Annotated in this window: 21 protein-coding genes and 3 tRNA genes; 16 read left to right on the top strand and 8 right to left on the bottom strand. The window is 38.9% G+C overall.

Features of this window, described 5'->3' with window-relative positions:
* Positions 1-31 precede the first annotated feature (31 nt).
* Positions 32-1105, top strand: coding sequence for a glycerophosphodiester phosphodiesterase (gene glpQ, locus PTQ27_RS11000; RefSeq protein WP_273749854.1), 1074 nt, complete (start codon positions 32-34; stop codon positions 1103-1105).
* Positions 1106-1183: 78 nt separating this feature from the next.
* Here glpQ and prmA read toward each other — a convergent pair whose 3' ends face one another.
* From prmA to lptM, 6 genes are all read right to left on the bottom strand, one after another.
* Positions 1184-2068 (bottom strand): 50S ribosomal protein L11 methyltransferase, encoded by an 885-nt coding sequence (gene prmA, locus PTQ27_RS10995; protein ID WP_273749799.1) that lies wholly within the window; start codon positions 2066-2068, stop codon positions 1184-1186.
* Between the two features lie 170 nt (positions 2069-2238).
* Positions 2239-2700 (bottom strand): IS200/IS605 family transposase, encoded by a 462-nt coding sequence (tnpA, locus tag PTQ27_RS10990; protein ID WP_273749798.1) that lies wholly within the window; start codon positions 2698-2700, stop codon positions 2239-2241.
* Positions 2701-2814: 114 nt separating this feature from the next.
* A complete protein-coding gene (gene tldD, locus PTQ27_RS10985; RefSeq protein ID WP_273749797.1) occupies positions 2815-4260 on the bottom strand; it encodes a metalloprotease TldD in 1446 nt (481 codons plus the stop codon).
* 63 nt (positions 4261-4323) lie between these two features.
* Positions 4324-4953 carry a glutathione S-transferase family protein gene (locus PTQ27_RS10980; protein ID WP_273749796.1) on the bottom strand — a complete coding sequence of 210 codons (630 nt, stop codon included), beginning with the start codon at positions 4951-4953 and terminating at the stop codon, positions 4324-4326.
* Positions 4954-4966: 13 nt separating this feature from the next.
* A complete protein-coding gene (gene lysA / locus PTQ27_RS10975) occupies positions 4967-6217 on the bottom strand; it encodes a diaminopimelate decarboxylase (RefSeq protein ID WP_273749795.1) in 1251 nt (416 codons plus the stop codon).
* Between the two features lie 100 nt (positions 6218-6317).
* A complete protein-coding gene (gene lptM / locus PTQ27_RS10970) occupies positions 6318-6428 on the bottom strand; it encodes an LPS translocon maturation chaperone LptM (protein ID WP_273749794.1) in 111 nt (36 codons plus the stop codon).
* Between the two features lie 208 nt (positions 6429-6636).
* Between lptM and PTQ27_RS10965 the strand changes: the two genes are divergently transcribed.
* From PTQ27_RS10965 to PTQ27_RS10945, 5 genes are all read left to right on the top strand, one after another.
* The gene (locus PTQ27_RS10965) at positions 6637-7752 is read left to right on the top strand and encodes an ABC transporter substrate-binding protein (RefSeq protein ID WP_273749793.1); all 1116 of its coding nucleotides are present in this window, start codon (positions 6637-6639) and stop codon (positions 7750-7752) included.
* On the top strand, positions 7752-8819 hold the full coding sequence (locus PTQ27_RS10960) for a FecCD family ABC transporter permease (protein ID WP_273749792.1): 1068 nt from the start codon (positions 7752-7754) through the stop codon (positions 8817-8819). Before PTQ27_RS10965 ends, PTQ27_RS10960 begins: the two co-directional genes overlap by 1 nt.
* Complete coding sequence (locus PTQ27_RS10955; protein WP_273749791.1) at positions 8819-9589, top strand: ABC transporter ATP-binding protein; 771 nt, start codon at positions 8819-8821, stop codon at positions 9587-9589. The genes PTQ27_RS10960 and PTQ27_RS10955 overlap by 1 nt, the downstream gene beginning before the upstream one ends.
* Positions 9590-9608: 19 nt before the next feature.
* Positions 9609-10040: a pseudoazurin gene (locus tag PTQ27_RS10950; RefSeq protein WP_273749790.1), complete on the top strand. Its 432-nt coding sequence runs from the start codon at positions 9609-9611 to the stop codon at positions 10038-10040.
* Between the two features lie 62 nt (positions 10041-10102).
* On the top strand, positions 10103-10939 hold the full coding sequence (locus PTQ27_RS10945; RefSeq protein WP_273749789.1) for an ATP-grasp domain-containing protein: 837 nt from the start codon (positions 10103-10105) through the stop codon (positions 10937-10939).
* 56 nt (positions 10940-10995) lie between these two features.
* Here PTQ27_RS10945 and hemL read toward each other — a convergent pair whose 3' ends face one another.
* Complete coding sequence (hemL, locus tag PTQ27_RS10940) at positions 10996-12276, bottom strand: glutamate-1-semialdehyde 2,1-aminomutase (protein ID WP_273749788.1); 1281 nt, start codon at positions 12274-12276, stop codon at positions 10996-10998.
* Between the two features lie 137 nt (positions 12277-12413).
* Between hemL and wecA the strand changes: the two genes are divergently transcribed.
* The 4 genes from wecA to rffA all read left to right on the top strand — a co-directional run bounded on the left by wecA (position 12414) and on the right by rffA (position 16641).
* Complete coding sequence (wecA, locus tag PTQ27_RS10935) at positions 12414-13478, top strand: UDP-N-acetylglucosamine--undecaprenyl-phosphate N-acetylglucosaminephosphotransferase (protein WP_273749787.1); 1065 nt, start codon at positions 12414-12416, stop codon at positions 13476-13478.
* 73 nt (positions 13479-13551) lie between these two features.
* Positions 13552-14808: a UDP-N-acetyl-D-mannosamine dehydrogenase gene (gene wecC, locus PTQ27_RS10930; protein ID WP_273749786.1), complete on the top strand. Its 1257-nt coding sequence runs from the start codon at positions 13552-13554 to the stop codon at positions 14806-14808.
* Entirely contained in the window at positions 14805-15482 is a 678-nt protein-coding gene (gene rffC / locus PTQ27_RS10925) for a dTDP-4-amino-4,6-dideoxy-D-galactose acyltransferase (protein WP_273749785.1), read from the top strand. Before wecC ends, rffC begins: the two co-directional genes overlap by 4 nt.
* Before the next feature lie 4 nt (positions 15483-15486).
* On the top strand, positions 15487-16641 hold the full coding sequence (gene rffA, locus PTQ27_RS10920) for a dTDP-4-amino-4,6-dideoxygalactose transaminase (protein WP_273749784.1): 1155 nt from the start codon (positions 15487-15489) through the stop codon (positions 16639-16641).
* 30 nt (positions 16642-16671) lie between these two features.
* Here the strand turns inward: rffA and glnA are convergent, their stop codons facing one another.
* On the bottom strand, positions 16672-18093 hold the full coding sequence (gene glnA, locus PTQ27_RS10915) for a type I glutamate--ammonia ligase (protein ID WP_273749783.1): 1422 nt from the start codon (positions 18091-18093) through the stop codon (positions 16672-16674).
* A 167-nt stretch (positions 18094-18260) separates the two neighbouring features.
* Here glnA and PTQ27_RS10910 point away from each other — a divergent pair, with 167 nt between their 5' ends.
* The 6 genes from PTQ27_RS10910 to PTQ27_RS10885 all read left to right on the top strand — a co-directional run bounded on the left by PTQ27_RS10910 (position 18261) and on the right by PTQ27_RS10885 (position 21780).
* The gene (locus PTQ27_RS10910; RefSeq protein ID WP_273749782.1) at positions 18261-19331 is read left to right on the top strand and encodes a TDP-N-acetylfucosamine:lipid II N-acetylfucosaminyltransferase family protein; all 1071 of its coding nucleotides are present in this window, start codon (positions 18261-18263) and stop codon (positions 19329-19331) included.
* Entirely contained in the window at positions 19328-20611 is a 1284-nt protein-coding gene (gene wzyE / locus PTQ27_RS10905) for an ECA oligosaccharide polymerase (RefSeq protein WP_273749781.1), read from the top strand. The genes PTQ27_RS10910 and wzyE overlap by 4 nt, the downstream gene beginning before the upstream one ends.
* Complete coding sequence (gene wecG, locus PTQ27_RS10900; RefSeq protein WP_273749780.1) at positions 20604-21326, top strand: lipopolysaccharide N-acetylmannosaminouronosyltransferase; 723 nt, start codon at positions 20604-20606, stop codon at positions 21324-21326. Before wzyE ends, wecG begins: the two co-directional genes overlap by 8 nt.
* Before the next feature lie 167 nt (positions 21327-21493).
* Positions 21494-21570, top strand: a tRNA-Arg gene (locus PTQ27_RS10895).
* 29 nt (positions 21571-21599) lie between these two features.
* Positions 21600-21675 (top strand) — tRNA-His (locus PTQ27_RS10890).
* Between the two features lie 28 nt (positions 21676-21703).
* Positions 21704-21780, top strand: a tRNA-Pro gene (locus PTQ27_RS10885).
* The last annotated feature ends 29 nt before the right edge of the window (positions 21781-21809 follow it).

The following is a 21809-nucleotide window of genomic DNA, read 5'->3' as shown; positions in this document are numbered from 1 at the left end:
CCTTTTTTATACATACTAAAAGGAGACTATGATGAAGTTTAAAGTTAAAAATCTTATCGCTGCCTTAGCATTATCTGCTGTAGCAATCAGTGCTTATGCTCAACAATCAGATAAGTTAGTTATTGCTCATCGAGGTGCAAGCGGGTACTTACCTGAGCATACTCTTGAATCAAAGGCATTAGCTTTTGGGCAACAAGCGGATTATTTAGAGCAAGATCTTGCAATGACTAAAGATAACCGCTTAATTGTTATTCACGACCATTTTTTAGATGGATTAACTGATGTTGCAAAGAAATTTCCTGAGCGTAAGCGTGAAGATGGTCGTTACTATGTTGCTGATTTTACTTTAGCAGAAATCCGCACACTTGAAATGACAGAAAATTTCAAAATAGAAGATGGTAAACAAGTTCAAGTGTATCCAAATCGTTTCCCATTATGGCAATCGTCATTTAAAATTCATACTTTTGAAGAAGAGATTGAGTTTATTCAAGGGTTAGAAAAATCAACGGGTAAGAAAATTGGGATTTACCCTGAAATTAAAGCTCCTTGGTTACACCATAAAGAAGGCAAAGATATTGCGTTAGAAACATTAAAAGTATTGAAGAAATATGGTTATGATAAAAAAACAGATCGAGTTTATTTACAAACCTTTGACTTTAATGAGCTAAAACGAATTAAAACAGAATTACTGCCAAAATTAGAAATGGATGTGAAATTAGTCCAGTTGATAGCTTATACAGATTGGAATGAAACAGAAGAAAAAGATAGTTCTGGTAAATGGATAAATTATAGCTATGATTGGATGTTTAAAGAAGGAGCTATGGCAGAAGTTGCTAAATATGCTGATGGTGTTGGCCCTGGTTGGTATATGCTAATTGATGATAAAAACTCAAAAACAGGCGATATTAAATATACTCCGTTAGTACAAGAGTTATCTAAATACAAAATGGAAATTCATCCTTACACCGTACGTAAAGATGCTTTAGCTCCATTCTTTGATGATGTAAATCAAATGTACGATGCTTTATTAAATAAAGCAGGAGCCACAGGTGTGTTTACTGATTTTCCTGATACGGCGGTAGAATTTTTAAAGCACCCAAAGTAATGCAATAACTACTCTAAATTACTTGAAAAAATAGGCAAATGATAGATTCATTTGCCTATTTAGGCTTCCTACCTGTAACTAGAATTTTTTTACCCCAGTAATGCGACACCATTCATCATTTTCAGCCACAGGGTCTAGCTCAAACTGTGTAGCATAAGCCTCACATACGGATTCCGCTTGTGTGGTTAGAATACCGGATAATCCTAAATCCCCGTTGGTTTTTACTAAGGTCATAATATTTGGAGCCAACTCTTTTAATGGGCCGGCTAAGATATTTGCCACTACGACATCAGCGGTTAAATTTTGCGGTTGATCTTTGGCTAAAAAGAGTTTTAAACGATCAGCAACACCATTAGCTTCCGCATTATTTTGGCTAGCTAGAATAGCTTGAGGGTCAATATCAATACCAATCGCTTCTTTTGCCCCTAATTTCAGTGCGGCGATAGCAAGAATGCCCGAACCACAACCAAAATCGATTACGGTTTTGCCTTCTAGATCTAAACCGTCTAGCCATTGCAAGCAGAGTGCGGTGGTTGGGTGTGTGCCTGTACCGAATGCTAAACCGGGGTCAAGCATTACATTTACTGCATTTGGGTCTGGTACTTCACGCCAACTTGGGCAGATCCACAAACGTTTACCAAACTGCATTGGGTGGAAGTTATCCATCCATTCACGTTCCCAATCTTTATCTTCAATTTGCTCGATTTTATGAGCAAAATCAGGAGCTACTAATGTGCTGGTAATAAGAGCCTCTACGATCATTTTCATATCGGTTTCAGCATCAAATAAACCAACTACATCGGTATTTCCCCACAGGCGAGTTTCCCCAGGAAGAGGCTCAAAAATCGGCGTATCTTGGCTATCCATAAAGGTAACGGACACCGCCCCAATTTCTTCTAAAAAGTCGCTGATCTGTTCAGCCTGCTGATTTGTGCTGTTTAAACGGATTTGAATCCAAGCCATAGTGTTTTTTCCTTTTATTTTGGAACCCAGCACGGCAAAGCCATACTGGGTTAAGCATAAGTCAGTCCCTTTGGGGCTGTTTAGTATTTTGTTGAAAAATGTATTGTCTATTTTTTCTCAGCACGGCAGAGCCGTACTGGGTTAAGTATGAGTCAGTCCCTTTGGGACTGTTAAATATTTCGTTCAAAGAATTGTTCATCAATGGCTATGCCATTTTCGGACATTAAGAATTTTATTTCGTCCGAGAAGGTTTTGTATTTTTGTTGATGATGTTTCTTTTGGTTTTTGATGTAATTAAGAATTTGTGGTTTATCTCTTTCGCTATAGGTTAAAGCACAATAACCAACAGCCCAAGCAGAAAAAAGCGGAAATTCTGCTTTATGCCTTTCTAACAAAAGATGCGTGGCATTTTTTAACTGCTGAACAAAATCGGCAACGGCAATTTTAGGGTGAAGATCGACTAATAAATGGATATGATCGGGCATACCGTTTATACGATAAAGCACAGATTTTCTTTGCGTAATAAACTTCCAAATAAAGCTATATAAAATAGTCTCGTATTCTTCTGTGATTGCAGGTATCCCCGATTTTGTCCGAAAAATAATATGATAAATAGCTCTCGTATAGCTCATTCTCTCTCCTTGTATCATCAGTCCCAAAGGGACTGACTTATACTTAACCTTGTACGCTCTAGCGTGCAAGGACAATATCTATACTTTTCGAGCAAACTCACATTATTTTCTCTTTTACCCCCTACCACCAACCGTAATTTTATCTAATTTCACTGTTGGTTGCCCTACACCAACTGGCACAGATTGTCCTTCTTTGCCACAAGTGCCGATGCCAGGGTCGAGTTCCATTTTTTTACCAACCATTGAGACTTGTTGCATCGCATCAATACCACTGCCGATAAGGGTAGCCCCTGTTACCGGTTTGGTGATTTTACCTTTTTCAATCAGGTAAGCTTCCGCAGTAGAGAACACAAATTTACCCGAGGTAATATCCACCTGGCCACCGCTAAAGTGGGGAGCGTATAAACCGTACTCAACCGACTCAATCATTTCCTCAAATTCGTGATTGCCTTCGGTTAGATAAGTGTTTGTCATTCGTGGCATAGGTAAATGAGCGTAAGATTCTCGTCTGCCGTTGCCTGTCGGTTCAACTCCCATTAAACGAGCGTTGAGTTTATCTTGAATGTAGCCTTTTAAAACTCCGTTTTCGATTAACACATTGCGTTGAGAAGGCACACCTTCATCATCCACAGTAATTGAGCCACGCATATCAGCCACCGTGCCGTCATCTACAATAGTACAAAGCGGAGAGGTAACTAATTTGCCGATTTTGCCAGTAAATAGAGAGGATTCTTTTCGGTTGAAATCGCCCTCTAAACCGTGTCCGACCGCTTCGTGTAGTAAAATCCCCGGCCAACCGGCACCTAATACAATCGGCATTGTGCCGGCTGGGGCGGCAACAGCGTGCAGATTAACTACCGCTTGGCGAACCGCTTCTTTGGCGAGGTATTCTGCTCGACGATAACCGCTTTCATTCGGCTCTAAAAACCAAGTTAAGCCAAAGCGTCCGCCAGAACCGGCTGAGCCTCGTTCACGTTTGCCGTTTTGTTCCACTAAAACTGAAACAGATAATCGCACTAACGGGCGGATATCGGCAGCAAGTGTGCCGTCTGTTGCGGCAACTAACATCTCTTCATAAACAGCGGATAAATTGGCATTGACCTGAATAACACGAGGGTCTTCCGCTCGAGCGGTTTTATCGACTAAATGAAGTAGCTCGACTTTTTGCTCTCGGCTAATGGTATCGAGCGGATTGATTGCGGCATAACGTGGGCAAGCGGTCGTTTTTTTGAAATTTTTTACCAATAATTGACCGCTTGTTTGGCTAATGGAGCGAGCTGCCATCGCACATTGTTCTAATTGGTTTAGGGTAATTTGATCAGCATAAGCGAAACCTGTTTTTTCGCCTGAAACCGCACGTACACCAAAACCACGGTCAATGTAAAAACCGCCTTCTTTAATAATGCTGTCTTCCAAGCTCCAGCTTTCATCTTGGCTGAGCTGGAAATAGAGATCGCCGTAGTCAATATTGCGAGCTGAGAAATGATCTAACACTTGGTTTAAGTGTGATAAATCAATATCGCTTGGTGTAAGCAAGCTCTCTGAAACTTTATTTAACATTGTTGTTCCTAAAAATAAATTCCCCTCTTTTTCTAAAGAGGGGAGATGAATGCAAACTGCGTTTTAGCCTTTTAAGCCTTCTTGCATTCTTACGTTATCCACACCTTTGTCCGCCTCAACACGTTGCATAAAGGCAGAAAGTTGTTCAAGATGCGAGAAATCTAGCCCCAATAAACGGCACCAGTTCAGCATTGTGTAAAGGTACACATCGGCGACTGAAATTGCCTCGCCAAAGAAAATGTGCTTTTCTAGATGAGCATTCGCAACAGCAAGTTGTTCTAGCACTTGTGTGGCGGCTTGTTGGCGAATAGTTTTACTTAATTCTTCATTACCTTCGGCATAGCTTGGCAGGCGGAAAAGTGGCACAAACGATTTATGCACATCTGCATTGAAAAAGGCTAACCAGCGAGCAGCTTTTGCTTTATCACGAGCGGTTTTACTACCAAAAAGTTTTGCCTCTGGGCAAATTTCGTCTAAGTAGTGCAAAATAGCTTGGTTTTGAGAAAGTACAAGATCGCCATCTACTAGTAACGGCACCGCACCGTTTGGGTTTAACGCTAAAAATTCTTCAGATTTAATAAATTCTCTGCTTACCGCTTGAAACTCATAATCTTGTTGGGTGTGTGCTTTAACCCATTCTAATGCTACGTGGGGAATAAAAGAGCAAGCACCGACTAAACCATATAATTTCATAAGTTATCCTCAATTAAGGTAATAATTTTTCTAAACGCCATAAATCAGCAAATTCGGCACGGGCTTTAATTAAGTGTGCTTGGTTGCCGTCCACCATAATTTCTGCAGCTTGTGGGCGAGAGTTGTAAGTAGAAGACATTGCCGCACCATAGGCACCTGCTGAGTGCATTGCAATTAAATCGCCTTCTGCCACTGCTAGTTCTCTGCCTTTACCTAAGAAATCAGAGGTTTCGCAAATTGGGCCAACTACATCATAAGTGGCTGTTTCACGAGTAAGAGTTTTATCTACCTCGCTGATTCGCATATAGGCTTCATAAAGTGCAGGGCGGATCATATCGTTCATACCAGTATCGACAATCGCAAAATTACGATCTTCATTTTGTTTGAGGTATTCCACTTTAGTCACCAAAATACCTGCATTGGCGGTAATGGCACGCCCCGGCTCAATAATAATTTCTAAATTTTCATAGCCTTTTAATTTATTAAGTAATGCAGTTGCATACTCTGTTGGGTGTGGCGGTTCTTCGCCATTGTAAGGCACACCCAAACCACCGCCTAAATCTAAATGGTGTAGTTCAATACCATCTTCTTTGAGCTGTTCCATTAACACAATTAAGCGATCGGTTGCATCTAAGAACGGTTGTAATTCGGTTAATTGTGAACCGATGTGGCAATCCATTCCTGAAATTTTAATATGCGGTAGCGTTTTGGCTAAACGATACACTTCACGAGCTTGAGTAACGCTCACACCAAATTTATTTTCTTTTAACCCTGTTGAAATGTAAGGGTGGGTATGAGCATCGACATCTGGATTTACACGTAATGAAATCGGGGCGATTTTGTCTAATTGACCTGCGACTTCATTGATGCGAAGTAACTCAGGAATAGACTCTACATTAAAGCAACGAATTCCAACTTCTAATGCACGTTGAATTTCACTGTGCGATTTTGCTACACCCGAGAATACAACTTTAGAGGCATCACCACCTGCTGCAAGTACACGCTCCAATTCTCCCTGCGAAACAATATCAAAACCCGAGCCAAGACGAGCCATTACATTTAATAAGGCAATGTTTGAGTTAGATTTTACCGCAAAGCAAACAAGATGAGGGTGGGTGCCAAAAGCATTATTAAAAGCGTGCCAGTGACGTTCAAGCGTGGCACGAGAGTAAATGTAAGCAGGAGTGCCATATTGTGTGACAATATCTTTCACTGCGACATTTTCAGCAAAAAGTTGATTATTTTTATATTCAAAATGATTCATTGAGATTCCGTTGTGTTTTAGCTTTAATAGCGATCTTACAAGCGGTTAAATTTTTGCCGAATTTTGCAAAATGTTAGTGAAATTCAACCGCTTGTTAATATTATTTCTGTTCGTGTTTAGGTGCTTGTTCTGGGAAGTAAAGCGGGCCTTTTACCCCACACGCACTTAAGCCTAAGGTTGCCACTAAGGCAACTAAAAGTAGTTTTTTCATTGGTTTATCCACCTATCAAAAAGAGAACATCATTCTAAAACAAAATAAACCCCCTATCCATAAAAAATTAATAAGTTACTGAGAACGAAGTAGCCTGCAACCTTAAGCAATTTTGGTTATTAAATAAGAATAATTCTTGTTTTGTTATGCTATTTCTATTAAAGTAAATAATAGTTATTCTTAGTTTAATATTTCAATAGGAGAATTTATGTTCAGCAAAATGAAACTAAATGCGTTGGCACTTTCAACTTTCCTCGCCATTTCAGGCTCAGCATTTGCCGCCCCAGTTGAAATTACCGATGTGATGGATCGCAAGCTTACCGTCGAATTACCAGCAAAACGTGTGGTATTGGCATTTAACTACCAAGACTATATGGCAGTTGGTGGCGAAAACGCATTAGACAATGTAGTCGGTTTCTCAAAAGCGGTGTGGTCAGACTGGGCACCTGCAAGCTGGGCTGAATTTACCAAAGCTGTACCAAAATTAAATGAGCTAGAAGATGTGGGCGAAGTAGAGGTTGGAACATTCTCTGTTGAGAAAGTATTAGCATTAAAACCTGATTATGTATTAATGGCAAAATGGCAGTTTGAAGCTTTAGATTCCGATTTAGCTCCATTAGAAACTGCTGGTATTCCTGTGGTAGTCGTTGATTATTTGGCACAAACGGTAGATAAACACGTTCAATCGACTGAAATTATCGGTAAATTAACTGGGCAAGAAGAGAAAGCAAAACAAATTAACGAAGAATACACCGCACTAGCTAAAGATATTCAAGACCGTGTTGCGAAAGCGAATTTACCAAAACCGAAAGTTTATGTGGAATTTGGGAACAAAGGCCCAGCAGAGCATAGTTTTACCTTTGGTAAAAGTATGTGGGGAGCAATGGTAAATCTTGTTGGCGGCGATAATATTGCCAAAAATGCGGTGGAATTTTATAGCCCGATTAACCCTGAATTAGTGGTAGCGGCAAAACCAGATGTGGTGATTATCAGTGGCCGTGAAACTGAGTTGAAGAAAAACCCAGATGCAATGGTTGCAGGTTTTAATATTGATGAAGCAGAAGCCCGTAAACGCTTAGCTGGTTTTGCAAAACGTCCGGGTTGGTCTGAATTACCAGCAATTAAAAATAACAGATTATACGGAGTTTATCACGCAAACTCTCGCACAGTTTCTGATGGTGCATCTATTCAATTTATCGCAAAAGCGATTTACCCTGAATTATTTAAAGATATTAACCCAACCAAAACCTACGTTGAATTTTATAAAAAATATCTTCCTATTGTACCAGCTGGTACCTTCTACTTAGAGCCTGAGAGCAAATAATGGTAGATTCGGCTGAACAGAAAAAACAAGCTCAAGCCGTAGAAGATATTGTCAGGAACCAACGCTTGCTAGAACGTAAGCGTTGGTTTGTTGTGCTTATATTCTTAGCAATTAGCTTGATTGGTGTTGTCTTTGATATTGCTACAGGGCCTTCAATGTTGCCGTTAGAGGAGGTTGTTTCTACTCTATTTGGGATAGGTGAAGCAGAAACGACAACAAAGGTTATTGTTTACGACTTACGTTTACCGATGGCATTAATGGCATTAGTGGTCGGAGCCGCTCTAGGAGTAGGTGGGGCAGAAATCCAAACTTTGCTAAATAACCCAATGGCAAGCCCTTATACTTTAGGTTTAGCGGCAGCGGCAGGGCTTGGAGCCTCGGCAGTAATTGCGTTTGGCGGTTTTGGGCTTCCTTCCTCCATTTCCGTACCGATTGGGGCATTTGTGATGACAATGATTGCCTCGATCGTGCTTTTTATTTTTGCTTCAATGCGACGTTTTAATTCCGCAATGTTAGTGTTAGTCGGAATTGCCTTACTTTTCTTATTTCAATCCTTACTTTCACTGATTCAATTTATCGCCGCACCTGAAATTTCCCAACAGATTTTATTCTGGCTATTTGGCAGCCTAACCAAAGCCACGTGGGAGAATTTAGCGGTTACAACAGTGGTGACCATTGTTTGCACTACCTTACTTGCAAAAGATGTGTGGAAATTGACCGCTTTACGCTTGGGGGAAGAGCGGGCATTAAGTCTTGGTATTAACTTGCAGTTATTACGTTTAAAAACCTTGATTATTGTGGCAATAATGACCGCCACCGCCATTAGCTTTGTCGGTATTATCGGCTTTATCGGATTAGTAGCACCGCACGTGGCTCGAATGTTATTAGGCGAAGATCAACGCTTTTTCTTACCTGGAGCAATGCTAGTCGGGGCAGCGTTTTTATCCATTTCATCGGTGTTATCGAAAGCGATTATTCCGGGGGCATTATTCCCAGTTGGCATTATTACCTCTTTTGTCGGTGTGCCGTTTTTCTTCTGGATTGTGCTGAGCAAACGGGGCGGATAATGTTAAAACTGGAAAATTTACAGATTAAACGAGGGAGTTTAGTGATTGCCGAAGATTTGTCATTGAACTTAGAACGTGGCAAAATCTATACGATTTTAGGCCCGAACGGAGCAGGAAAATCTTCGCTGATTAAAACAATTTTTGGCGAAGTTCCCTTTACAGGGAATATTCAATTTAATGATAAAACATTAAATAAACACCATTTATTAGCTTGGCGAAAAGCGATTGGCTATATGCCGCAAGATACCCAAGTGGAAGCCTCTTTAACCGCATTGGAAGTGATTTTACTCGGCAGATTAGATGCACTTAATATGCACGTGAGTGATGAACTTTTAACCGAAGCTGCAACCATTATGGCAAAATTGGGCATTGCTCACTTGGCTCATAAAGATATTATGCGGCTTAGTGGTGGGCAACGGCAAATGGTAATGTTTGCACAAGTATTGCTACGAAGTCCGCAAATTTTAATGTTGGACGAACCAGTGAGTGCGTTAGATATGCATCACCAAATCAACCTGCTTGAACACGTTTGCGAGTACACGAAGCAAAACCAACTGATTACGATTATGGTGCTACACGATTTAAGTTTAGCGGCACAATTTTCAGATGATATTATTTTGCTCGGTAACGGCAAATTACAAGGTTTTGGCGAGGCAAAACAAGTTTTGCAGGCAGATTTAATCAGCCGATTGTATAATGTTGAAACCGAAATCTTATACGACCGCACGGGGCAACCTGTGATTCGCCCGTTACGTAAAAAGAAAAACTAAGAATTTAGAGGAAATCATAATGAAAAAATTATTATTAACCGCCCTTGTGGCTTTTTCGGGAACAGCAATGGCTGCCCATCACGAAATTAAAATGTTAGATAATAATGCTGAAGGCGGAATGGTCTTTGAGCCAGGCTATCTAAAAGCGGAAGTGGGTGATACCGTGACATTCGTACCAACTCACAAAGGGCATTGGGTGCAAAGCCGAGCCATTCCGGAAGGGGCGGAGAAATTTTTATCTAAAGAAGATGAAGAATTTACTATTACGCTCACGCACGAAGGTGTCTATGTTTACTATTGCCCACCGCACCGCACAATGAATATGAGCGGTATTATCCAAGTAGGCAACGCAGTAAATCGTGAAGAAGCTCAAAAAGAAGTTGAGAAAATCGAGAAGCGTACTAAAGAAAATAAAGGACGTTTATTCGATTATATGGATTTGGTTGAATAACCATTTACTTTAAATAAAAGCACAGACCTCAATGTTTGTGCTTTTTAAACGCTGTTATCCAAATGAAAACACTTAGGCTCACAACTTGCCTAAAATACCCTCAGCTACCACAAAATTTACAGCCTTTAGTTAATCAACTTAGCAATGATTTCAAGGTGGAAATTACCCCTTGGCAGACTACTGCACAAAGCGATGTGATTTTGCCGCTCTGTGCGTGGGACTATGCCGAGCAACCCGAACTCTTTCAGCAATGGTTGCGTAAAATGTCGGCACAAGGGGCTGTTTTTCTTAATTCCATAGCCTTAATGCAATGGAATATGAATAAGCGTTATTTAGTCGATCTGCAACAGTGGGGCATTGATGTGATTCCTAGCCAAATATTGCCGGCAGATCCGAAAGTTCTACAGCAAACCTTGCTTCAGCAAGGCTGGCAAGATGTGGTAATTAAACCAGTAATCGGGCAAAGCGGTCGTTTTGTGCAAAAAGTTTGCAAAAATCAACCGCTTGTTGAATTAGAGCATTATCAATCAGGTATTATTTTACAGCCTTATATTCCTGAAGTTGCAAGCAATGGTGAAACCAGCCTAATTTTTTTCGGTGGGGAATTTAGTCATAGTATTAAGCGACAACCGGCTGAAAATGAATGGCGGGCGAATTCTGCTTACGGGGTACAGATTTCTGCTCAAAAAGTAAGTGAAAGTATTATCCAACAAGCTCAAAACGTTTTAACTACATTGCCCGAAATGCCGAATTACGTGCGGGTGGACGGCACAATTATTGGCGAGCGTTTTTTGCTGAATGAATTGGAATTAATTGAGCCTGCATTATATTTAGATAAGCAAGATAAGGTTGTACAACACTTCGCTGATATGATTAGAAAAGTAATACAAGCGGTTTAAATTTAAGTAAATTTTGCAATATAATTTTTAAATTTAACCGCTTGTAATAGAGCGAGTTATAGTTGAGCGAACGCTTTATCGGCAGCTGCTAAAGTGGCTTCAATATCAGCATCAGAATGTGCTAGAGACATAAAGCCAGCCTCAAATGCAGATGGTGCAAGATATACACCTTGTTCTAACATTAAATGGAAGAAACGGTTAAATTTAGCCGCATCGCATTTCATCACTTCTTGGAAGTTTGTTACTGCTTTTTGTTCTGTAAAGAATAAACCGAACATTCCTCCAACATATTGCACTGTAAGTGGAACATTATGTTTATCTGCAAGTGTTTTAAAGCCTTCTGCTAAGGTTTTTGTTTTATCGGCTAATGTTTTTTCATTACCTTCGTTTGCTAATTCCGTTAGGCACGCAAGCCCTGCTGCCATTGCAATCGGATTGCCTGAAAGTGTACCAGCTTGGTAAACTGGGCCTGTTGGAGCAATGTGTTCCATAATCTCTTTTTTACCGCCAAAAGCACCAACTGGCATACCGCCACCAATAATTTTACCGAGCGTGGTTAAATCTGGTGTTACGCCATAGTAAGATTGAGCACCGCCTAATGCAACACGGAAGCCTGTCATCACTTCATCAATAATAAAGACTGCACCATATTGAGTACAAAGCTCACGTAAACCTTGCAAGAAACCTTTATGCGGCGGAATACAGTTCATATTACCGGCAACAGGCTCTACAATTAAGCAAGCAATTTCATTTGGGTATTGCTCGAATGCGGCTTTAACAGAATCTAAATCGTTATAAGTACAAGTAAGAGTGTGTTTGGCAAAATCAGCAGGTACGCCCGGACCACTTGGCTGGCCAAGGGTTAATGCACCAGAACCCGCTTTAACTAATAATGAATCAGAATGCCCGTGATAACAACCTTCAAATTTAATGATTTTATCTCTGCCTGTGTAGCCTCGAGCAAGGCGAATTGCCGACATTGTCGCTTCAGTGCCAGAACTTACCATTCTGACCATTTCGATTGAAGGCACTAGTTTGCAAACTAATTCTGCAAGGGTAATTTCAGCAGCAGTAGGTGCACCGAAACTCAATCCATTTGGTACTGCTTTTAGCACCGCATCAATAATTTTCGGGTGGTTATGCCCTAATACCATCGGCCCCCAAGAACCTACATAGTCGATATATTGTTTGCCATCGCTATCTGTAATATAAGCTCCCTTTGCTTTTTCAATGAAAACAGGTGTGCCGCCGACACCTTTAAATGCTCGAACAGGTGAGTTTACTCCACCAGGAATAACTTTTTGAGCTTGTTCAAATAATTTTTCTGAAATAGACATAATGATTCCTTTTGCTTTTACAATCTGTTTACTATTGTACTGAAAAGGGCTAATTTTGGCTAAAAAATTTTACGACTTTGCAGGCTTATGCTATTCTGCAAGCATATTTTTAAGCTTATTTTCGAGATAACCCCACAATGTGGCTTACTTTTTTAACAGTCTTTATTGTTTCTTTTTTAGCCTTGATTGTAATGCGTCCTGTTGCGGAAATGATAGGGTTAGTTGATAAACCAAATTTTCGTAAACGTCATCAAGGTGTTATTCCATTAATTGGTGGTATTGCTTTATTTATTGGTAATCTCACCTTTTATTTTATGCAGTGGCAAGATATGCGATTGCCTGAGCTTTATCTTTCAGCGGTTACCATTTTATTGGTAATTGGTGTGTTAGATGATAGATTCGATATTAGCCCGTTATTACGTGCAGGCATTCAGGCAGGCTTAGCGGGAGCAATGATTTATAGCGGTTTATCACTAGAAAGTTTAGGACAGATTATCGCACCTTTCAGTATTGAACTAGGTTGGCTCGGCGTTGTATTTACTATTTTTATTACCATTGGTGTGATTAATGCCTTTAATATGATTGATGGTATTGATGGTTTATTAGCAGGTCTTTCTAGCGTGAGTTTTGCAGGCCTAGGTGCATTAATGTTTATTAATGGTGAGCCAACATTAGGGTATTGGTGCTTTTCTCTTATTTTCGTCTTATTACCTTATGCCCTATTTAATTTAAGTGTTTTTGGGGCTAAATGGAAAGTATTTATGGGCGATTCAGGAAGCACCTTAATTGGCTTTACCATTATTTGGATTCTGCTTTTAAGTACGCAAGGACAAGGTTCACCAATTAGCCCAATTACAGGTTTATGGCTGATTGCGGTGCCACTTATTGATATGGTGGCAGTGATTATTCGTCGTTTAAAAAAAGGTAAAAGCCCTTTTAAACCCGATCGCTTGCACTTACACCATTTAATGATGAGAGCAGGCTTAACCTCTCGCCAAGCATTATTAGCCATTACATTATGGGCAGGTTTTTGTTCAACCATTGGTGTTTTAGGTGAAGTATATTATTGGAACCAATGGATGATGATGTTGATGTTTATTGGGTTATTCTTGTTATATGCTTATTCTATTACACACGCTTGGCGAGTAACCCGTCTGGTTCGACGCTTAAAACGACGCTCTAAACGTAGTAAACAAATTTAAGATAATTATTTCAAGATGGCACACTTTAATTGAGTGTGCCATTTATCAATTATAAATGGTAAGTTAGTTAAATATGCCTCAAGCAACTTTTAGCACGATTTCTATTTTAGGGTTAGGTTATGTTGGATTGCCCACGGCTGCTATTTTTGCCCGTAGTGGCAAATCAGTTATTGGTGTAGATACTCAACTAGAAAAAGTAACGAATATTAATCAGGGTAGAATAGATATTGTTGAGCCACAACTTCAGCCAATCGTACAACAAGCGGTTGAAAATGGTTTGTTTTTTGCAACAACAACCCCAAAGCCTGCCGATGCATTTATTATTGCCGTACCTACGCCACTAACAAATAATCAACCAGACATTTCTTATATTCAGGCCGCCGCATTGTCTATTGCACCACATTTATCTAAAGGCAATCTTATCGTATTGGAATCAACATCGCCTGTTGGAACCACAGAACAACTCGCTAAATGGCTAAAACAAGCTCGCCCTGATTTACGTTTTCCTTTTGAAGAACAAACCGATATTTATATTGCTTATTGCCCCGAGCGAGTTTTGCCAGGTAAGGCGATGGAAGAGATCGTAAATAACGATCGTGTGATTGGTGGTTTAAGTGAAAAATGCACTGAGCAAGCGGTCGCTTTATATCAAATTTTTGCAAAAGGGCAATGCTTGAAAACGGATGCCCGTACCGCTGAATTGTGTAAGTTGGTAGAGAATAGTTTTAGAGACGTTAATATTGCATTTGCTAATGAACTTTCAATGATTTGCGATGAGTTGAATATTAATATATGGGAGCTAATTGAATTAGCGAATTGCCATCCTCGAGTAAATATTTTACAACCAAGTGCTGGGGTTGGTGGGCATTGTGTTGCAGTTGATCCTTGGTTTATTGTTTCAAGCGTGCCTAAGCTTGCTAAGTTAATTCGCACAGCTCGTGAAATAAATGACAAGAAATCACAATGGGTAGTCGAAAAAGTGAAAATTACCTTAACGGAATGTGCAATTAAAAAAGATTGTAAGTTAAGTGAATTAACTATTGCTTGCTTAGGTTTAACATTTAAAGCAGATATTGATGATTTGCGTGAAAGTGCCGCTTTGCGAATTACTCAACAAATAGCGAGTTGGCACAGTGGTAATGTAGTTGCTGTAGAGCCTAATATTCAATCATTATCATTGAATAATATTGAGTTAGTCGAGTTAGATGACGCTCTGACTCAAGCTGATATTTTAGTATTATTAGTAGATCATTCTGCCTTTAAAAAAGTAGATACTAAACAGATTTCACAACAATATATTATTGATTGCCGAGGAGTCTGGCAAAAATGATCCAACCTGATAAATGGCTTTCTACATTTTTTAATAGAGAGATTGTGCAAGTAAAAGTGAGTGCAACCGATCTAAAACAGGTTGCACAGTTACAAAAACAGAGGTTTAGCTTTGTCGAAGGGGAAATTGAATTTGAGTTAGATCTTACTCAAACGTCATTCTGGAATACAAACCAAGCGGTTAATAATTTAGAGAAATTTGCAATATTTTTAGAAAATCAGACCGCTTGTAAAATAGCACAGCAACACGATCTTGTGGAATTACAAACACTTTTTGGTTCAGCTTTTTTGAAAAGTCGGTTTCGCCCGCCTTATTTTTCATTGGAAGAAAATCAACGCTTTTACCAAACTTGGGTTGCAAATGCAGTCAGTGGGCAGTTTGATGATATTTGCCTGATTAAACGCAGTGAAAAAGGGCAGTTGCAAGGAGGCATTACAGTAAAGCTTGAGCAAAATCAGCACGCAAAAATTGGTTTGTTGGCGGTAGCTCCTTCTTTTCAGCAACAAGGCATTGGGAAAATATTACTAAATGCAGCTGTTATTTGGGCTTTGCAACAAAATAGAACGAAATTGCACATCGCAACCCAAAGTAGCAATATTCACGCAATACGCTTATACCAACATATTGGTGCAAAAATAAAAGCTGTGTATTATTGGTTTTACCCTAAACGTTAAAAATATGATGAATTCGCATTTTATACCTTTTAATCAACCGCCTGTTGTAGGTACTGAGTTAGATTATATACATCAAGCAATCACAACTGGGAGATTATCTGGTGGTGGTAAGTTTTCCAGTCTCTGTGAGCAGTGGCTAGAGCAGAATTTAGAGCATTCTAAGGTATTGCTAGTTCCTTCTTGTACTGCAGCCTTAGAGATGGCCGCAATGTTATTAGATATTCAAGCTGGCGATGAGATAATTATGCCTAGTTATACCTTTGTCTCTTCTGCAAATGCTTTTGTCTTACGAGGGGCAAAAATTGTATTTGTAGATATTCGCCCTGATACAATGAATCTTGATGAAAAACTGCTTGAACAAGCTATTACAACTAAAACTAAAGCAATAGTCCCGGTTCATTATGCAGGGCTGCCCTGCGAAATGAATACGATTATGGCGGTCGCTGAAAAATATGGTTTGTATGTTATAGAAGATGCCGCCCAAGGAGTGATGTCTTTTTATAACGGAAAAGCATTGGGTTCAATAGGGCATATTGGTTGTTATAGCTTTCACGAAACCAAAAATTATAGTGCTGGCGGGGAAGGCGGGGCAATTATTATTAATGATCCTAAATTGATTGAAAGGGCAGAGATAATTCGAGAAAAAGGAACGGATCGTCATCAATTTTTTCGAGGGGAAGTTGATAAATACCGTTGGCAGGACATTGGTTCGAGTTTTTTAATGTCGGAAATTCAAGCAGCTTATTTATATGCACAATTAGATGCGGCTGAGCATATTAATCATACCCGACAAATTCTTTGGCAACGTTATTACCAAGCGTTTAAGCCTTTTGGAACGAGTAATTTTCAACTTCCTTCAATATCAAGTAATTGCTTGCATAATGGACATTTATTCTATTTAAAGTTAAGAGATTTAACAGAAAGAACCGCTTTTATTGAATTTATGAAAGCACGAGATATTTTAACGGTCTTTCATTATATTCCTTTGCATACAAGCCCTGCAGGGAAAAAATATGGGCGTTTTGTGGGAGAAGATAAATGGACAACACGGGAAAGCGAGCGTTTAGTCAGATTACCGCTATTTTATAACTTAACAGAACAAGCTCAGAATAGAGTCATTAAGGCGGTTTGTGAGTTCCTAAAAAAGCAAAACGGTTGAAATTCAACCGTTTTGTTTAGTTAAAAGCAATTAAGCGTAGTAAAGCTCAAATTCTACTGGGTGTGGCGTCATATTCACACGCTCAACTTCTTTACGGCGAATACCGATATAAGCTTCAATAAAGTCTTTAGTAAATACCCCACCTTGAGTTAAGAACTCAAAGTCGTTGCTTAATGCATCAAGAGCAGACTCTAAAGAAGAAGCAACAGTTGGAATATCTTTCAACTCTTCTGGCGGTAAGTCGTAAAGGTTTTTATCCATTGCATCACCTGGGTGAATTTTATTAATTACACCATCAAGACCCGCCATTAATAATGCCGCAAAACATAAGTATGGATTTGCCATCGGATCTGGGAAACGAGCTTCAACACGTGTAGCTTTCGGGCTAGTTACCGCAGGAATACGAATAGAAGCCGAACGGTTACTTGCAGAATAAGCTAACAATACTGGAGCTTCAAAGCCCGGCACTAAACGCTTATAAGAGTTAGTGGTTGGATTGGTAAAAGCATTTAATGCTCTTGCGTGTTTAATGATCCCACCAATATAGTAAAGGGCAGTTTCGGATAAACCTGCATATTTGTCGCCCATAAACACATTTTTGCCTTCTTTGCTTAATGACATATTACAGTGCATACCTGAGCCATTATCGCCTGCGAAAGGTTTCGCCATAAAACAAGCGGTTTTACCGTGTTCAACCGCAACATTTTGAACGATATATTTATAAATTTGGGTTTCGTCTGCTTTTAAGGTTAAGCTGTTAAATTTAGTTGCAATCTCATTTTGCCCTGCAGTGGCAACTTCGTGATGATGAGCCTCAATAACAAGCCCCATTTCTTCCATAAGTAAGCACATTTCAGAACGAATGTCGTGAGCGGTGTCGATTGGTGCAATGGCACAGTATCCGCCTTTTTTTAATGGTCGATACGCATTGTTACCATCTTCAAATTTACGATTAGTATTCCACGCTGCTTCAACATCATCAATTTTATATGACACGTTATTCATTTCTGTACTGAAACGTACATCATCAAATAAGAAGAATTCTGGCTCAGGCCCAAACATTACGCTATCTGCAATGCCGGTTGATTTTAAATAGTTTTCGGCACGTTGAGCAATAGAGCGAGGGTCACGGTCGTAAGACTGCATTGTGTTTGGGTCGTAAATTGAGCAACGGATAGTTAAGGTAGGAATTCTGGCGAAAGGATCAACAACTGCGGTTTCTGCGATTGGCATTAAAAGCATATCAGCTTTATTAATTGCTTTCCAACCTTCAACGGAAGAACCGTCGAACATTTTGCCTTCCTCAAATAAATCTTCAAGATCGTTGGCGACTAAACTGACAGGCAGGGAGACCCCGTGTTCTTTACCTTTAATATCGGTAAATTTTAGTAAGACAAATTTAATGTCATTGTCTTGAATCAGTTTAGACACATTAGCGATGGCGTTTGACATAATAAAAAGAGTCCTCATTAGGAAAATAGATAAATAAAAAGCCCACATATCATAGCACTTTTTAATGAATATGCGATGCTTTTAGTATGGATTGTTTAAAAAGAAGTTGCAGTAATTTTGCAAAATTTTGTTAAAATCTTACCGCTTGTATTCAATTAAGGAAGAGTATGACTGATATTTATCATATTTTAGGTGCGGATATTCCACATCATAATCGCCGATTACTCGAGTTTTTTCGCCAAGATCTATTGCCTGATTTAATGAATCAGGAGCATTTTTTTTATGTTGTAGGAAACAACTCGGTTATTCAGCACTCTTCAGACATTAATATTAGCCTATTTTCTTCTTCATTACGTCTTGCTAAAGCAATAATTAAGCAAGCAAGAAAAAATCCAAATGCTTACTTTATTTTACACGGCCAATTTAACTTTTGGATCTGGCTCGCTATTTTACTAAACCAGCTACCAACTAAGCAGTTAGTTTGGCATATTTGGGGAGCAGATCTATATGAAACGTCAAACTTATGGAAGTTTAAGTTGTTTTACCCTATACGTCGTCTGGCACAGAAGAAAATAAGGAAGATCTGGGCGACTTCGGGGGATCTTGCATATTTCTGGCAGAAGGTTCGGGAAAGATCAAAAGAAGATCGAATTCTTTATTTTCCTACATTGTTGCCAAAGAAAAGCCCTGATGTAAATAAAAAGAGAGACAGAATATTCACAATTTTGCTTGGTAATTCTGGCGATAGCTCGAATAATCATATTGAAGCATTGAATCAAATTCAGCAACAGTTAGGTAATAATGTGCGAATTATTATTCCTATGGGGTATCCTGCCAATAATGAAAAGTATATTTTACAGGTAGAGCAACATTGCAAGCGGTTATTTTCGGCAAATAATTTGCAAATTTTAAAAGAGAAACTCGATTTTGAGGAATATACTACTTTATTAAAACAGTGTGATTTAGGCTATTTCAATTTTGAGCGTCAGCAAGGAATCGGCACAATTTCCTTACTTGTTGAGTATAATATTCCCTGCGTATTACATCCGAATAATCCATTTTGTTTGGATATGCAACAGGAGAAAGTGCCATTTTTACAGCCTGATACAATCACAAAAAGTAATATTCAATTAATAAAACAAGAACTTGAAGCAATGGATAAAGAGCAAATTGCATTTTTTTATCCAGCTTATACTGTACTGTGGCAAGCCCGATTAAATGAGTTAGTAACGCAATGATAGACTATTTTCTACTAGTTAGTTTTTATTTACTGTCTGTTGGCGGAATTTTAACGTTGATATATCAAGAGTATCGACAACATAGATTTTCTTTTCATTTACTATTTAGCTTAATCTATCTCGTTACTTTTTATGCGGGATTCCCATTCTCTTTACTAATGGGATTTGGGTTTGGTTACCAATTACCTGAAATTTCAACCCAATGGAAAGTCTTTATTACCAGTGGTGTGAGCTATGTAATTTACTACTTTTGTTATTTATTTGCTTTTACCAATAGCAAGAGAGAGCTTAATATTAAAACTAATGATCTTGCAAGATTTCAGGCAAAATCAACAGCTTTTATTTTGATTTTATTAGCAACATTAACGTTAGTTTATTTTCTGTATTTAAACGGATTCTTACTCTTTAAGTTAGAAAAATATAGCCAGCTTTTTGCAAAGAATATTGTGGAAGCTGCAGCGTTAAAACGCTTTTTCTATTTCTTCTTACCTGGATTACTAATCTTCTTCTTTATGTATAAGAATAAAACAGCTTGGTGGACATTGTTAATTGCAGGGGCATTATTTGGTGGAATAACCTATTTAGCCGTGGGAGGAACAAGGGCGAATTTAGCACTAGCTTTTATTTTCTTCTTATTTATAGGGCTTTATCAAGGTTATCTATCTTTAAGGGGCGTTATAGTAGCGGGTATTATTAGCCTTGTAGCAATGTTTGCTCTTGCGTTGGCTCGATATAAATTAGACGTTTCAGGTAGCGAAGCAATCTACACTTTCTTATATTTAAGCCGTGATACCTTTTCACCTTGGGAGAATCTAGCTCGCTTATTTAGCCACCCGATTGAATACCAGGGCTTAATGCCGATTATAAGAGATTTTTATGTCTATATTCCTCAATCTATTTGGCCAGAACGTCCTGATATTGCTTGGAATACAGCAAATTATTTCACTAAAATTATTCTAGAAAACCAGTCAGGGCTTGCAATCTCCCCCACAATACTAGGCTCTTTCTACATTATGGGGGGATTTTGGGTAGTCGGAATCGGAATGGTTACGGTCGCTTTTTTTATAAAAGGGCTAGACAAACTCTTTAGCTATGGCGAAGCTTGTTGTTCAGCGGTAATACAAGCCTACTGTTTGGGTAATTTATTTAATTTAATTGTATTAGTAAGAGAAGGGATAGATGCTTTTATCTCTCGCTTTATGTTCTTCAGTTTAGTATTTTTAGCTTGTTGGCTAATTGCTTACTTAATCCCTACAAGACAAGGTAAACGCAATGATTAAAAAAGTATCTATTCGAGGAATAGAAATACAAGCGGTTAAAAATAAAGAATATTTTGCAAATTTCTTGATGAATGAAAATGAAATTAAACAAGGCGGATTAGTTGCCATTAATGCAGAAAAGGTCATTATTTCTGAAAAAAATCCACAGCTAGCACGATTCTTACAAGAATCAGAATTTAACTATGCAGATGGAGTAAGCATTGTTTATTCAATTAGAAAGAAATATCCACAATATCATTTAGACAGAATTGCAGGTGTAGAACTATGGGAAACACTAATGCAAAAAGCAGGACGGCTGAATATTCCTGTTTTTTTGATTGGCAGTAGCGATGAAACCTTAAATAAGGTAGTGGACAAGTTAGCTCAGTGGAATGTAAATATAGTTGGTTTGCAAAATGGCTATTTTAAAGCTGAAGAGGAGCAAACTATAATAAAGCAGATTAAACAAAGTGGAGCTAAATTTATTACTGTTGCAATGGGAACACCAAAGCAAGAATTATTTATGCAAAAGGCGAAGCACCAATATCCTCAAGCTTTATATATGGGAGTAGGGGGAACATATGATGTTTTTGCAGGCAAGATAAAAAGAGCACCAATTTCTTGGCGAAAATATGGATTTGAGTGGCTTTACCGCTTATTACGTCAGCCGACTCGCTGGCAAAGGCAGGTAAACTTAATTAAATATGCCTACTATTACCTAACTAACCGGCTATAAACCAACCAGTAAAAGTAAGGTTTTTGATATTTATTATTCATTTTGAATAAAATAAAACCAAACAATGCGTTTTTTTATATTTTTTTTAAAAAGTGCTAGACAAGCGAGGACGAAGTCTATAATATACGCCTCCGTTGCGACGCATTAAGTTGAATTGATTAAACGAAGCGTTCGTAGCTCAGTTGGATAGAGCGTTGGCCTCCGGAGCCAAAGGTCGCAAGTTCGAATCTTGTCGAGCGCGCCAGTTGTCAATACAGCACTACCAACACAGTGGTGGCTATAGCTCAGTTGGTAGAGCCCTGGATTGTGATTCCAGTTGTCGTGGGTTCGAATCCCATTAGCCACCCCATTCAAATATACTCTTAATGAGTAACAGACGGCGAGTAGCGCAGCTTGGTAGCGCAACTGGTTTGGGACCAGTGGGTCGTAGGTTCAAATCCTATCTCGCCGACCAATTTTATTTCGTTCTTTAACAATTTATCA

The sequence above is a fragment of the Mannheimia cairinae genome (genome assembly GCF_028649535.1).
Classification (GTDB): Bacteria; Pseudomonadota; Gammaproteobacteria; order Enterobacterales; family Pasteurellaceae; genus Mannheimia; species Mannheimia cairinae.
The sequence above is the reverse complement of the archived record's forward strand: the minus strand, read 5'-3'. Positions and strand labels throughout refer to the sequence as shown.

Excerpts from the sequence above, each read along its gene's own strand:
- wzyE (WP_273749781.1), top strand. The coding sequence starts at position 19,328 with ATGATAGACTATTTTCTACTAGTTAGTTTTTATTTACTGTCTGTTGGC.
- glpQ (WP_273749854.1), top strand. The coding sequence starts at position 32 with ATGAAGTTTAAAGTTAAAAATCTTATCGCTGCCTTAGCATTATCTGCT.
- PTQ27_RS10955 (WP_273749791.1), top strand. The coding sequence starts at position 8,819 with ATGTTAAAACTGGAAAATTTACAGATTAAACGAGGGAGTTTAGTGATT.
- lptM (WP_273749794.1), bottom strand. The coding sequence starts at position 6,428 with ATGAAAAAACTACTTTTAGTTGCCTTAGTGGCAACCTTAGGCTTAAGT.
- wecC (WP_273749786.1), top strand. The coding sequence starts at position 13,552 with ATGCCTCAAGCAACTTTTAGCACGATTTCTATTTTAGGGTTAGGTTAT.
- wecG (WP_273749780.1), top strand. The coding sequence starts at position 20,604 with ATGATTAAAAAAGTATCTATTCGAGGAATAGAAATACAAGCGGTTAAA.
- PTQ27_RS10945 (WP_273749789.1), top strand. The coding sequence starts at position 10,103 with ATGAAAACACTTAGGCTCACAACTTGCCTAAAATACCCTCAGCTACCA.
- PTQ27_RS10965 (WP_273749793.1), top strand. The coding sequence starts at position 6,637 with ATGTTCAGCAAAATGAAACTAAATGCGTTGGCACTTTCAACTTTCCTC.
- hemL (WP_273749788.1), bottom strand. The coding sequence starts at position 12,276 with ATGTCTATTTCAGAAAAATTATTTGAACAAGCTCAAAAAGTTATTCCT.
- wecA (WP_273749787.1), top strand. The coding sequence starts at position 12,414 with ATGTGGCTTACTTTTTTAACAGTCTTTATTGTTTCTTTTTTAGCCTTG.
- PTQ27_RS10960 (WP_273749792.1), top strand. The coding sequence starts at position 7,752 with ATGGTAGATTCGGCTGAACAGAAAAAACAAGCTCAAGCCGTAGAAGAT.
- PTQ27_RS10910 (WP_273749782.1), top strand. The coding sequence starts at position 18,261 with ATGACTGATATTTATCATATTTTAGGTGCGGATATTCCACATCATAAT.
- lysA (WP_273749795.1), bottom strand. The coding sequence starts at position 6,217 with ATGAATCATTTTGAATATAAAAATAATCAACTTTTTGCTGAAAATGTC.
- prmA (WP_273749799.1), bottom strand. The coding sequence starts at position 2,068 with ATGGCTTGGATTCAAATCCGTTTAAACAGCACAAATCAGCAGGCTGAA.
- tnpA (WP_273749798.1), bottom strand. The coding sequence starts at position 2,700 with ATGAGCTATACGAGAGCTATTTATCATATTATTTTTCGGACAAAATCG.
- tldD (WP_273749797.1), bottom strand. The coding sequence starts at position 4,260 with ATGTTAAATAAAGTTTCAGAGAGCTTGCTTACACCAAGCGATATTGAT.
- PTQ27_RS10980 (WP_273749796.1), bottom strand. The coding sequence starts at position 4,953 with ATGAAATTATATGGTTTAGTCGGTGCTTGCTCTTTTATTCCCCACGTA.
- rffC (WP_273749785.1), top strand. The coding sequence starts at position 14,805 with ATGATCCAACCTGATAAATGGCTTTCTACATTTTTTAATAGAGAGATT.
- PTQ27_RS10950 (WP_273749790.1), top strand. The coding sequence starts at position 9,609 with ATGAAAAAATTATTATTAACCGCCCTTGTGGCTTTTTCGGGAACAGCA.
- glnA (WP_273749783.1), bottom strand. The coding sequence starts at position 18,093 with ATGTCAAACGCCATCGCTAATGTGTCTAAACTGATTCAAGACAATGAC.
- rffA (WP_273749784.1), top strand. The coding sequence starts at position 15,487 with ATGATGAATTCGCATTTTATACCTTTTAATCAACCGCCTGTTGTAGGT.